The sequence below is a fragment of the Pediococcus claussenii ATCC BAA-344 genome (assembly GCF_000237995.1).
GTDB lineage: Bacteria > Bacillota > Bacilli > Lactobacillales > Lactobacillaceae > Pediococcus > Pediococcus claussenii.
Genome location: NC_016605.1, coordinates 860,423 through 874,431, shown reverse-complemented (window position 1 = coordinate 874,431; position 14,009 = coordinate 860,423). Strand labels below are relative to the sequence as shown.

The window sequence follows — 14,009 nt, the reverse complement described above, 5'->3', positions numbered from 1 at the left end:
AGGAATGTCAAAACGTTATTTCAAAAGCTTTAAATTTTGGAAAGAACTATTACAATCATATTGGGAACGTTTGAATTCGGATATGTAGTTTTATTCTAAACTTCATGGTATTTCTAAAAAATATTCAAAGCTTCCACAAGAATGTACACGTAAATCAGCAAATAAAATACTAGTTATAGAGTATAAAAATGAAACATTCACTCTAAAGGAAAACATCATCAATGATTATTCACTTAATTTCACATGTACTTCCATTCAAACAGATAATTATAATAACTTGTTTATGCAACTAAATGAAATTGATCAAGGCGAAAACCATTTGGAAGTTCGAAAATACAATTCATTTATAAAAAATTGGTTGAAGACACTGGTAAAAAAGTCGAACTAGAATCTGTTCTTGTATCAGCCGAAAAACCGAATAAAATTGATGTTCAAATAAATCAGGGTCGTCACATCGTTGTTGCACTTGGTGATTCAAGATATATTTATGTATATCCTGACTTATTAAGCTATATTAAAGGTTATTTATTAGATACCAATAATTATCTTCCAGCAGTGGCTCTTTCATTCACGGCATACAACAACAATAAAAAAACAAAAATACCATTTGCAAAATATTGGAATAACATAAATTTAGATACACTCAAGCTGCCATAAGATGATTTAATAAAACTCAAAGATAAAATAAATTGTTAACAAACTTTGGATTCGACCATTGATTCAATTGGAGAATACGCCAAACTAAAATTTAATAGTTTTGCTGATATCCGAGCAAACTCATTCAAATCAATGAGACTTATTTCAGTCATAACATATAATTTAAAAACCACATAAAAAAATACATATAGGAAATTATTTGTCGGATACGACCTATTAATTCACGGTGTTTTTTTGCAATAAAAAGACTCAAGGCCACACAAGTGACTGAGCTAGACGACGATGATTGTAAAGGGGTTGCAAACCAATCAGCCCTTAACGTGCACCTATAATAACCAATTCAGGCAATCGTTTAGAATAAATTAACTAAATGAAAAATCGCATCCTCGTCGAAAATTTTGAGGGTGCAAAGCCTGTAACCCCACTTAAAAAGTAGGCTCTTTAATACTATTATTTTAGCATTTTAGAGTCCTCACACAATCGAACGGAGGTTCTAATTATGTCAAGTATAAAAAAATAGAGTAAAGGTTGGAGCGCAAGGATAACCTGGTACGATGATGATGAGAAGCGACATTACAAAAGTAAATATAATTTCAAAACTAAATCAGAAGCTGAACTCTGGTCCGCAGATTTCCAATTAAATAAAAAGGAAATAGACGGTAATACTTATTTTCCAGAATACTTCAATGATTGGTATATAACTTATAAAGCGCCTTCTATTACAAATCGAACTAAATCAACGTACATGCAATTAATTAATGTTTTAAAAACTTCGACACTGTCAAAAAACCAGTCGGATTAATCACAAGAAAAGACTATCAACGCTTTATTAATGATTTTGGTAAAAATCATGCTAAATCAACAGTAACCAAATTTAATTCATTAATTCATGCCTGTGTAAAAGACACTTTATATGACAATGCTATCGAAAAAGCTTTTGTTTATGGCGTATCTATGGTATTCAATAAATCTAAAACACGCAGGATTGACTACCTAAATATCAATGAAATGACTTCTTTAACATCTAAATTATACGAAACGTTAACCATAAACTTTACTAGTAAATTTATGATTCTAACAGCAATCTATACTGATACAAGATTGGGCGAAATTCAGGCTCTAACTTGGAAAAATTTTAATTTTAATTTAACACCATATCCATACGGCGTTCTTGGAATGAAGAAGGACATAAATTTCAGTCAACAAAAAATGATTCATCTGTCAGAATTATTAAATAAATAATTTTCTGACCGAAGTATTAAAAAAATTACGACCTAATAATAAAGCTGAACAAATTTTCACCAACTAGCATGATACTGTTTCTTCTTCCAGTGCCGTTAATAAAACGGTGAGAGAAGCTTTGGCAGAATGTGATATAGATAAGCCTAGTTTTCATTTTCATTCTCTACGGCACACTCACGTGGCTTATTTACTTTCCGAAGGTGTAGATCTATATGTAATTTCAAAACGACTTGGTCATTCAGGCATTTCAACCACTAGTAGAGTTTACTCATACCTTATTGATGAGTATCAACAGAAGTCAGATTTGTATATAGAAAAATCATTAGATAAAACATGAGCAAGCATAATCCATAATGAATTGAAAGAAGAAGAACTGGAATTGTAGTGCTGTCATGGTACTATGACTTTTATGAAACGTTGATATATCAAGCTTTATCGCACTATTATGTTAGCCTATGCTCTACTTTATAGTTTACATCAGAAGCTATTTTTACCAACATGAATGCCTATATACGGGCATTCGCGTTTTTTATTTTTAAAAGTTTGCACTAGGAAGTAAAGCTATTTTGCACAGCAATGATTTTAAAATGTCCCACATTGGAAAACAGAAAATATGAAGGAAACTTTGCATAAGTACTGAACAAAACCGAATAAGCATCAATCAAAATGCATTAGCCTCGTCAAGTTGACAAAGACTAATGCATAATTTGGTAACTATTATTATAGACCGTATCTAACAGCCCTTTTATTAATTAACTTTATTCAGTGAACTGAAACAGCAAATTTCATATAGTTATAAGACCGTTCAAAGGCAGCCTTGCTAATCCAATAAACTCCATTTTCAGGATCAACAATATGCAGAGAGTTACCGTTATAACCATCAACAGTTACTACATGGGCATTGTCAACCCCCCACCCCCATGAATATTTATCCCAGACAGCTGGTTGGTAATTTAAAGTAATCCAAGAAATAACTGGGTGACCGGCTTTTATTTCCGAAATAATCCCGTCAATATTAGTTCCACTAATATTTTTTGCAGAAGCGAACTTGTTCACCCACGGCGTTAATGCCGAAGGAAAAATCGACTGGTAGATACCATAAGTCACTTTAAAGGGAGTACCCCCAAAGCCATCATAAGGATTACCATTTTTTGCAATTGGCATTGTCTTTATAAACTGACTAAGATTATAATTTGTTACATGTCCACTATAGTGCAGAGCTTCTAAAGCACTAGCTGCTTCACACCCCATTGGTGCCCCGGCTTCTTCCTGACTAATATATTGAACACCTAAAACTTTAGACACTGTATTGCTTTCGTTCTCCATGGCACCTGAAGTTGTATTAAAACTGTAGGACTTATTATTGATAATTTGATTGCCATAAATCATTTGACCGTTTGAAGCGTAGTACACAGTCTTAGGACCATCGTTAGTTTGGTTAGTGTTTAACTTCACAAAACCTGTTTGCATTGCACCAGAACCAGGCTTAAAGAAATACCAGTGATTATTAAGGTGTTGTTGACCATATTGCATTTGCCCATTTGCAGCGTAATACACAGTCTTAGGACCATCGTTAGTTTGGTTAGTGTTTAACTTCACAAAACCTGTTTGCATTGCACCAGAACCAGGCTTAAAGAAATACCAGTGATTATTAAGGTGTTGTTGACCATATTGCATTTGCCCATTTGCAGCGTAATACACAGTCTTAGGACCATCGTTAGTTTGGTTAGTGTTTAACTTCACAAAACCTGTTTGCATTGCACCAGAACCAGGTTTAAAGAAATACCAATTATTATTAAGATGCTGTTGACCATATTGCATTTGGCCCTGAAAATTATAGTAAACCGTCTTATGTTGATCAGCGATTACCTGAAAACCAGTGGCATGTTTGCCAGCTTGGTTAACCAGATACCAATTGTTACCGATCTTTTTTTGTACATAGCTGTCCGAAGACGTTTTACTAGAATTCGTCGCTGAAATATCTTTAAATGTTCCCCAAACATTATTAGCTGTGCCTGTTGGATGCGTAGGAATAAATATGTCTTTATCTCCACTCTTATAGTGAACCCAAACGTAGCCATTAACATCTTTATAAGCATCATAAGTAACCGATTTTGAAGGATTTAATACAGCAACGGTCTTAGAACCTGTGCTAGGCGCTTCATGCATCGAAATTGCTACCGTTCCATTTACGAAAACACCATTTTCTTTAGTGAATCCAGTTAGTACTGATGTAGCTGGTGTAGTTGGTACAACTGGTTTTGTCACAAAACCATTCTCAATATCATATTTAAATTGGTTTGCGCTAATACCATGGCTTGCGAGATAACCATAAGGATCAACATGGGTGCCCCAAACATGATCAGTAATCCAAACATGAGTCTTAATTCCACGATAAGTTGAATCATCTAAAGTTAGCGGAATATTCCACGCTTTAGCACGATCTCGTAAAAAGTTAACATAGACTTTATAATCTTGGTTAAATTGTGATTGTGAATAGGTTTGTGCTAATTCAATTTGAACCGGTGCATTTTCGTTAGCCCATTCACCAGCACCCCAGGCAACGTAGCCTTCTTCACCAATTGAATAAATTTTCCCACCATCACCAATAAAATATTGAACATAAGCATCATTTACATTCCAGTTATTTTTTTCGGATAATGCAAACTGCTTGGCAGACAAATATTCACCGGCTGCATGAGCTACAATAATATTATTTTTTGTTTTCTCGTCACTACCTTGCTTATCGCTTAATTGATAAGTAGTATCGATTGTGAATCCATCCACCTTTTTTTGATGGTTGTTTGTTGTTGTAGAAGCGGTATTTACTGCGTTCACAGGGGTCACTTTATTTTGTTTTACTACCACCTGTTGTTTGTTTTGAGTGCTTGCTTGAGCCATGGCTGCACCGCTGGCAACCACACTCGTCACTGCGTTTGAATTAGTTTTAGATGTAGCTGTAGCCACTGAAGTTGAAGAGCCAAGAGTTTTCGTAGCCACACTAGACGTTGCAACTGAACTCGTTTTGACAGCACCATTACTTGAGTTCGGCGCCTGAGACGCAACACTATTCGATTTCTCAGAAACACTTGCGCTTGATATGCTTGTACTGCTACTTTGAACAGCAATTTTTGCTTGTGAATTTGTGGCTGCACTACTACTTACCTGATTAGTCGTAATACTTGGATCAATTTTATCACTGACGTTGTCAGCGTGAGCATTCCCTTGTAATGCGCCTATGCCTACCCCAAACGTTGCAATTGCGGCAATTGTCCAACCACATCCGACTTTATACATTTTAAAATGAACTTTTCTTTCTCGCATAACTTCCTCCGTTAAAACAATCCTACTCTACCCTTGTAAGTACATAATTACCTTAACATTAATTATCTATAATTAAAACCCAACATGTGGCATAAATTAGAGCACTGGACCTTTTCCAATTTAATGTTAAAAATGCGAAGTCAAACTAATGCTTATTTACCTCCTTAAATTAGTTAAAACTAGCATTCATATGTCCAATTTTAATATTTATATAAAAAAAGATTGAGAAAAATCGCTTTTCTCAATCAGGTTTTCCAATCATATTCCAAATCCTCAAATACTACAAAACCAACAGACAAGTAAATTACCTTAAACAGCTTTGTATTTAATAACAAGCTACAGATCCCTATAAAGGAGTGGCCAATTAAACGCACCAAGTCAAGTTTTCAAATGAATGATGGTTTAATGATGTGTCGCTCGATTTCTTTTTCAGAAGTAAAATCATTTAACACATTTCTACTATAAACTAGTATATTTAATAATATCTAATACTCAATCAGAGTCAGAATATCATAATCTTTAATTTTTTCACGACCATGTAAATCTTTTAGTTCAATAATGAATGCAGTTCCAACAACAATGCCACCCAATTCTTCGACCATTCGAATTGTTGCATCAATTGTTCCACCAGTTGCCAATAAGTCATCAGTAACTAACACTCGCTGTCCTGGCTTAATGGCATCTCTTTGAAGCTGTAATACGGCTGTACCGTATTCTAAGTCATATGAGGCACTGACGGTTTCCCTTGGAAGCTTGCCTTTCTTTCTGGCAGGTGCAAATCCAACGCCTAACTTGTATGCAACTGGACAGCCAACTATAAAACCACGTGCCTCTGGCCCTACAATCATGTCAACATTGCGATCCTTTGCGTAATCAACAATCTTGTCAGTTGCATACTTATAGGCATCCCCATCAGCCATCAATGGTGAAATGTCCCTAAAAATAACTCCTTTTTCAGGATAATCTGGAATGCTTGCAATATAATCATGTAAATCAATTTCCATTAATATGAACCCCTTTTACTCGCTAATCAAAAAATTATTAATTAACTTTGTTAGATCCGCACTTGAGCTATATAATAAATCCCCCTGAGTTTGGATCATTTGTTCTCTTTGTTTATACAGTGGAGCTTCTTCCAATGAATGTTGTGAAGCACTCCTGTTAATGGAAAGAAGTCCGTTTTCTATTTTAACAAAATCCAGTTCAAAAAACACATTAATAATAAATCGAACGTTATTTTGTTCAATTCTTAAACTATTACTTATCTTTGAAACACTATCTTTAGCGATATCACCAGAATTTAACAGTCCAAAAACCTGTTTAAAATTCTCCCTGCTTGGCATTCCTTCTGCAAAGTAATCCACTTGTCTAAAAAAGTAGGTGACTATCTTCTCCGGTTGATTATTACTTATAACTTCTTTTAACTGTGCCACTTCTGTGGGACAATCGACTAATACCATTGTTGCATCTTTTGAAAGATTAGTTACGTCATTGTACAAATTCATTGTTCTATTCGGAATTTTATTTTGAAGCAACTTCAGTAGTTTTTCATTAAAGAAAATGTATTCTGCAGATTCCTTAAACATGTCTGGATTTAAATTAGAAGTTCTTCTATCGATAACTTGCAGCCCAGACACGTTTAAATCATCGATCAGGACTTGAACAGAAACATTTCCCTGCCATTCATTTAGACTCAACTTTCCCACTATATTAATATCATTAGATATATAAGGAAGTGATTCGGCAAGTTCTCCTCTTCCAAATGCTATGCCGTCAATACTTTTTTTCTGCCCGTCTTGTGAGAACTTAAACTTCAAATGTCCACCATTTTTTCCAATTTCCTTAATGTTTTCAAGAATAACTCTTTCAAACTCAAAAACTGGTATAGGATTATCCGTCCCGAATGGCCCAAGTTGCTTTATTTGGTTAATTAATTGTTCACTTACTTCATCATTACCTAAAGTTTCGTCTATTTTCAAAATTGGCTTCACGTGATAATCAAGTTGTTCATCTATCGCCGCATCCTCAAGGGTAGTATCTAATATTTCTAGCTTATCTGCCTTAACGGAAATCCCTACGGCCATATGGTGACCACCAAATGACTCATAATCTGCTCTTTTCGTATTAAGTGCCTTAAATAAATTAAAGCTTTCAATACTACGCCCGGATCCTTTATAGATTCCATCTCCATTTTCGTCACTCAAAACAATCGTTGGTTTATTCGTTAGTTCAACAATTCTACTTGCAACTATTCCCAGAACACCTTTATGCCAATCATGACCAGCTATTACCAATGTTTGCTTATTTTGATTTTCCTCTGTCAATGCTAATACCTTAGCATCTGCGTAAATTTCTTGCACAATTCCTTGACGTTTTTGGTTAATTTTATCAATATCCTCGGCTAACTGTGTTGCGCGCTCTTCATCAAGCGTAGTTAGTAATTCTACTGCCTCATTCGCATTACTTAATCTTCCAAGAGCGTTTAAACGGGGAGCAATACCAAATCCAATATCTTGCTCATCTAATCCTTCAAGTTTGATACCGGCCACCTTGATCAAGGCGCTTAAGCCTGGACGTTGGGTCACTTTGAGCTGTTGGATACCAAGTTTTACTAACATTCGATTTTCATCAGTCATTGAAACCAAATCTGCGACGGTTCCGATAGCATACAAATCCAGATAATCTTCTGGAATCTCTTCTAAGAGAGCCGTTGCAACTTTAAATGCCACACCAACACCTGATAGCCCCCCAAATGGATATTCACTTCCGGGGTAACGTGGATGAACAATCGCATAAGCGTTCGGAAGTTTTTCTGGAAGTTCATGATGATCAGTAACTATAACATCAACATCATTTTCCTGTGCGTAATTAATAGCCTCTTCGCCCGCGACACCATTATCAACTGTAATAATTAACTGAACTCCATACGAAATAAAGGACCTATATTCCTCAAGATTAGGTCCATACCCATCTTTAAAACGGTCTGGGACAAAGTATTCAACATTAGCACCAACCTGATCCAAAGCCTCATACATAATTGATGTACTGGTCACACCATCTGCATCATAGTCACCATACACCAGAATTTGTTCACCCTTCTCAACGGCAGTTTGAATTCTATTGACCGCTTTATCCATGTCATGCATTAGGTATGGATCATGGATCAATTCTGGATCATCTTTTAAAAAGGACTTAAAAGCCTCTACATCATGTAACCCCCGGTTATAAAGAATTCTTGCTGTAATTTCATTTAAATCTGTTTCATCAATAACCTTTTTTAATAAATCAGTTGGCATTTTTTCTTTAACTTTATTCCAAGAATATTTATTATCTTGCAAAATATCATCTCATTTTCTATTAATTAGTTTACTATTAAGCAATCTATCTCCAAGCCTTGGAAAAAAACTATATAACTTAGATCCCACGCCCATATACCAAGGTAAATTTATTTCTCGTCGCTTGGTCCCTATCATTTTTAAAGATTTAATTGCAACTTGATTTGGATCCAACAGTATCTTCCCAACATTTTTCAAATACTGTTTACTTGGGTCGGCGTGCTCAAAAAAATTGGTTTTCATAGGCCCAGGATTAATAACGTGAACCCTAACCCCTGTATGAGCTTCTTCAAGCCGTAATGCATTACTAAATCCTTGCACTGCAAATTTCGAAGCAGCATAAACGCTCGTTTTAGAAGTAGCCAGTTTACCGGCCATTGATCCAATGTTAATAATATCACCACCGTTTTGCTCCAACAGGGGAAGTAACTGTTTAGTCAGCTTTATCAAGCCAATTACATTGGTCTCAAAAATACTATCAATTTCATTCATATTTATTTCTAATAGGCTTTGAAACATTCCAACCCCGGCATTGTTAATTAAAACATTTAAACTGCCAAAACGCTGACTCACTTTAGAAACAAACTTAATGATTGATTGGTCGTCAGTCAGCTCAACTTGCTCGATCCAAATCTTCGCTCGTAAGCTACCTAAAGATTCTAAGTATTGCCTCAGCGTTTCTGTATTTCTTGCAGTCAAAACTAAATTAATAGGTTGATCCTTCAATACATTTAGAAATGATTTTCCTAATCCACTGCTAGCACCTGTTATCACATATGTTTTCATTATTACTTTCCCATTGGAATATTAATCACGTCAAAGTCTTTCACCACTTTAGTGTTTGCAAAGACTTGTTTAGCATCTCGTTCCAATTCTTTAGCCATCTTAGCAGTATAGCGAGCTGAAATATGTGTTAGCAATAATTCCTTAACGTGAACTTTTTTTGCTACGCTAGCAGCCTGCATATTAGTTGAATGATAATAGTTTCGCGCTAATTTCCCCTCGTTTTTCCCAAAAGTACTCTCGTGAACTAAAACATCAGCATCTTTTGCTAAAGATTCAATAGAATCAATCCTTCTCGTATCACCTAAAATTGTAACAATTCTTCCAGATTGAGGTTTACCAACAAAATCTTTTCCATTAATAATACGTCCATCTTGTAATGTAACAGTTTCACCGCGTTTTAATCGACCATAAACAGGACCAGATGGAATATTCATTTCTTTTAATTTTTCAACTTGTAACTCACCCTGGTGGGCCTTTTCTTCAATTCGATATCCAAAACTTAAAATGCGGTGATCTAATTTTTCAGCACGAACAATAAATTTATCGTTGTTCAAAATTTCACCATCATTATCTAATTCATGAAAATCAATTTTATAACCTAAACGTGTGTCTGAAATTTTAAGTGATGTCAAAACAAAATCCTTAATACCTCTTGGACCATAAATAGTCAGTTTCCCATCGCCACCTTGGAACGATCTGCTACTTAAAAAGCCTGGTAACCCAAAAATGTGATCACCATGCAAATGAGTAATAAAAATCTTGTCAATTTTTCTTGGCCTTAAATTTGTTCTTAAAATTTGATGCTGTGTTGCTTCTCCACAATCAAATAGCCAAACATCATTTGTTTCATCCAGTAGTTTCAAGGCTACACTAGTTACATTTCTAAATTTACCAGGCGTCCCAGCACCCGTTCCCAAAAATTCTAATTCCATAATTTCCCCGCTCATTTCCATTTAACCTATTAATTTTACAACATTACTTGGCACACGACTATCAAATTACATATAACTTTCTAATTTCGCAAATTTATAGTATCTTTTTTTTGAGGTGATAAATTTTGAGAGCCATCAATTTTAAAAATTCCGTTTTTGAATTAGATCCAAATTTAAATTTATACATGCAACTAGCCCAACCTGTTAGCATTACTTCAATTAAAAAGAATGACCATATGCTTCAACTAATTCACAATTCAAATACCTCATCTTTACAATTGAAACTAAGAGATCTATTAAAAGTAATTAACTCTATTAACTTTGATTTCAAAATTATCATTATCGATAATGAAAACAACCATCACGCTTCTTTTGGTTATTATCTTCGTGATAGTGATCTTGTCATCAAGTAACCATCCACCCAAAAAGACTGAAAATCAATAACCTGATTTTCAGTCTTTTTTTACTTCGTTTGATCATCAATAATCTTATGTGCGATTAATTTTGTATATTGTACACTACCAACTTGATTTGGATGAACATGATCTCCATAGAACCACGTTGGCTGATTACTTGCTAATGCATTCCAATCAATAATCTTAATATTACTATATTTTTTTGCTGCTTTCTGTAGAGTTGTATTAACCTCACCCTGCCAAGCCTGAGTTGGTACATGCACATTGACCCAGTAGATATTGTGGTCTTTTCCAACAGCATTTTCCACGTCTTTAACCTGAGCTAGTGTCATTGGACTGTTTGTTCCCAAATTAATTAAAACATTCTTACTGAGATTGCCTTGAGATTTAAGGCTACTAATAACATCCGGTGCATCCCAAACCTGTCGACCGACCTTTGCATCAACATAGGCGTTGGTAAATATATCTTGAATATCCTGTGATGTATCAGCCATCACTGAATCACCAATCCCAGTCAACGGAATCTTCTCAGCTACCTTGATTTCGCCGGGTGTTAATCCATATTGCTTCTTTAATGCAGTTTCCTGCTTAGAAAGTTTTACCTTATTATTATTTCTAATCTTAGATAATGCCGATGATTCATTAGATTCTTTAGTAGCTTTCTTCTGCTTTTTCAGAACTTCAGCATTTTTTTGGTTCGTTTTTTTACTATCTTTTTTTAACTTAGTTTGTAAAGCGTCAGTGTTCTTAGACGGATTAGTCGGTGCCGTTATTGCACCAGTTCCTGCAATTCCAATCACTAATACTATCGGTATTGCTAAATATCGTTTCCAACCAAGCGACGATGATGGCTGTACAACCGATTTGATAAATCCCCATGTATCACGATAATTAAATTTAGCTAGCGGTATTTCAACGAACCGATATGATAGTTCACTAATTGCTAAAATTATTAGGATTTCAGCGATTATATTCAATACTGGATGTGCAGCGATGTTAGTAAACACTTGTTCATAAAAAATCATAACCGGGAATTGATACATGTAAATAGCGTAGGATCTGCTACCAAGCCATTTAAATACGGGATTAGTAAGCCATTTATCCCATCCAAATCCCGGATGGGCAACTATTCCAACCATCAAAACAGAAATGATTGAAAACAGGAAAATTCCTCCATGATATGCAATAGATCCAGTTCCCGATAAAGCAAAGGTCATCCAAATCATAATAAGCAATAATAAAAAGCCAACTGCGTTAACAATCTGCCTAGTCTGTTTGTCAATTATCTTTCTTAAACGAGTAGATGGCCACAATAAGGAAAGCGCTGACCCTAATAAATAAGGTGTAATTCTTGTGTCTGAGCCATAATAAACTCTGTTCGTATTAGCTGGTGAAAATAAGAAGGCCATTAAAAGTGCCGAAATAACCGCGCCAGCCAACAAAATGACTGCTGAACGTTGTCGACTTTTAATGAATTTCAAAAGCAAAATCATGACAATTGGCCAAATAAAATAGTACTGGGCCAAAACTGATAAATACCACAAATGAGTAAATGGTGATTCTCCATTATATCGATCAAAATATGATTGACCATGCCCAACTTCCCACCAGTTATAAACAAACAATAAATTAGTAATGATGACACTACGAATCTGCGCTAATAAATTATGTGCAAAAAGTGTCATATAAGCGGTACTTGAAATTAAAACAACAATTAAAGTTGGGTATAACCGTCTCAGTCTCCTTAGATAAAAAGATCCGACTTTAATTGATCCCGTCCGATCCCACTCCTGTACAAATAAATCTGTAATCAGGTATCCTGAAACCGCAAAGAAAATTGGCACCCCCAGATACCCACCTGGAACACTGTACGGCATTAAATGATAGAAAATGACCCCCAACAAGGCCAAAACTCTCAAGCCATCAAATCCTGTAATATAACGACGATCCCCATTATTTAACAGTCGCGTCGATTGCTTATATTCTGATCTATTCATTTTCTAATTTCCTCCATTATTCAACAAATTCAAATACAAAGTCCAAAATTTGAACATTGTCCCCATTTCTTGCACCCAATTTGCGTAATTCATCATCGATTCCCATACCACGCATTTGTCTTGCAAACCTTAACATGCTTTCATCATGCGTTGTGTCGGTCATTTTGAATAACTTTTCAATTCGATCTCCGGTAATAACCCAAACATCATCGATATTTTCAATCTCAAATCCTTTATCTTCATTGAAATTGTATTCAGCAGTCTCATCAGATTCTGGAGCATCTACTAGTGGCGTGTCCGGAGTTTGATCCAAAATATCCGCGGTATGTAACATTAAATCCTGTAAGCCAGAATGTGTAATTGAAGAGATTGGAAATACCTCTGTCCCAAAGTATTCCTCATCATTTTTAATTAAATTCATAAATTGGCTTAAATTATCTTCAGCGTTCGGTAAATCCATCTTGGTAGGAACTATTATTTGACGACGTTCCATCAGTACGGGATTGTAACGCCTTAACTCGTTATTGATCTTCTTAAAATTATCAAATGGATCTTCTTCTGTTAAACCACTCATATCAACTAAATGTAATAAAACTTTAGTTCGTTCAACATGACGTAAAAATTCAAATCCCAACCCAATTCCTTGAGATGCGCCTTCGATTAAACCTGGTATATCAGCAATAACAAAATCTCGACCATCATCTAACTGGACCATTCCCAAGTTAGGAACTAATGTTGTGAAATGATATTCCGCGATTTTTGGCTTAGCACTAGTGACAACTGAAAGTAATGTTGACTTTCCAACCGAAGGAAATCCGATTAAGCCAACATCAGCCAAAACTTTTAATTCGAGTGTAACCGTTAATTCTTGACCAGGTTCACCATTTTCAGCAATTTCTGGTGCCGGATTACGTGGGCTAGCAAAGTGCATGTTACCACGACCACCACGACCACCACGAGCAACGACAAGTTCTTGTCCATTCTCAGTTAAATCACCAATGACTTGATCAGTATCAACATCTTTCACAATTGTACCGCCTGGAACTGCAATGACTAAATCCTGAGCACTTTTCCCAGTCATCTGTTTACTCATTCCATTTCGTCCGGGTTCCGCTTTAAACTTGCGTTTATACCTAAAGTCCATCAAAGTTCTTAATCCTGGATCCACTCGAAAAATAATGTCACCACCGCGACCACCATCACCACCGGCAGGTCCGCCATTGGGAACAAATTTTTCACGACGAAAAGCGACGATTCCATTTCCGCCACTTCCCGCTTTTAAATCAATCTTAACTTGGTCTACAAACATGCTTATCTCCT

6 protein-coding genes and 3 pseudogenes are annotated in these 14,009 nt (G+C 35.5%); 1 reads left to right on the top strand and 8 read right to left on the bottom strand.

Annotated features, from left to right (window positions below; genetic code table 11):
• The first annotated feature begins 1,198 nt into the window (after positions 1 to 1,198).
• A pseudogene (locus PECL_RS10435) lies at positions 1,199 to 2,236 on the top strand (tyrosine-type recombinase/integrase).
• Positions 2,237 to 2,661: 425 nt separating this feature from the next.
• On the opposite strand, the pseudogene PECL_RS10140 reads toward PECL_RS10435, so the two are convergent.
• The 8 genes and pseudogenes from PECL_RS10140 to obgE form a co-directional block, all read right to left on the bottom strand.
• Positions 2,662 to 3,228, bottom strand: a pseudogene (locus PECL_RS10140) (C39 family peptidase); the annotation flags it as partial.
• 435 nt (positions 3,229 to 3,663) lie between these two features.
• Positions 3,664 to 5,223, bottom strand: a pseudogene (locus tag PECL_RS10280) (N-acetylmuramoyl-L-alanine amidase); the annotation flags it as partial.
• A gap of 485 nt (positions 5,224 to 5,708) precedes the next feature.
• Complete coding sequence (locus PECL_RS04135) at positions 5,709 to 6,227, bottom strand: adenine phosphoribosyltransferase (RefSeq protein WP_014215336.1); 519 nt, start codon at positions 6,225 to 6,227, stop codon at positions 5,709 to 5,711.
• Between the two features lie 15 nt (positions 6,228 to 6,242).
• On the bottom strand, positions 6,243 to 8,561 hold the full coding sequence (recJ, locus tag PECL_RS04130) for a single-stranded-DNA-specific exonuclease RecJ (protein ID WP_014215335.1): 2,319 nt from the start codon (positions 8,559 to 8,561) through the stop codon (positions 6,243 to 6,245).
• Positions 8,562 to 8,570: 9 nt separating this feature from the next.
• Positions 8,571 to 9,344: an SDR family NAD(P)-dependent oxidoreductase gene (locus PECL_RS04125; RefSeq protein ID WP_014215334.1), complete on the bottom strand. Its 774-nt coding sequence runs from the start codon at positions 9,342 to 9,344 to the stop codon at positions 8,571 to 8,573.
• A 2-nt stretch (positions 9,345 to 9,346) separates the two neighbouring features.
• Complete coding sequence (gene rnz / locus PECL_RS04120; RefSeq protein ID WP_014215333.1) at positions 9,347 to 10,276, bottom strand: ribonuclease Z; 930 nt, start codon at positions 10,274 to 10,276, stop codon at positions 9,347 to 9,349.
• Positions 10,277 to 10,739: 463 nt separating this feature from the next.
• A complete protein-coding gene (locus PECL_RS04110) occupies positions 10,740 to 12,689 on the bottom strand; it encodes an acyltransferase family protein (protein WP_014215331.1) in 1,950 nt (649 codons plus the stop codon).
• 16 nt (positions 12,690 to 12,705) lie between these two features.
• Complete coding sequence (gene obgE, locus PECL_RS04105; RefSeq protein WP_014215330.1) at positions 12,706 to 13,998, bottom strand: GTPase ObgE; 1,293 nt, start codon at positions 13,996 to 13,998, stop codon at positions 12,706 to 12,708.
• Positions 13,999 to 14,009 lie beyond the last annotated feature (11 nt).

Coding starts and splice junctions, on each gene's coding strand:
- PECL_RS04135 (WP_014215336.1), bottom strand. CDS start 6,227: ATGGAAATTGATTTACATGATTATATTGCAAGCATTCCAGATTATCCT.
- PECL_RS04125 (WP_014215334.1), bottom strand. CDS start 9,344: ATGAAAACATATGTGATAACAGGTGCTAGCAGTGGATTAGGAAAATCA.
- rnz (WP_014215333.1), bottom strand. CDS start 10,276: ATGGAATTAGAATTTTTGGGAACGGGTGCTGGGACGCCTGGTAAATTT.
- PECL_RS04110 (WP_014215331.1), bottom strand. CDS start 12,689: ATGAATAGATCAGAATATAAGCAATCGACGCGACTGTTAAATAATGGG.
- obgE (WP_014215330.1), bottom strand. CDS start 13,998: ATGTTTGTAGACCAAGTTAAGATTGATTTAAAAGCGGGAAGTGGCGGA.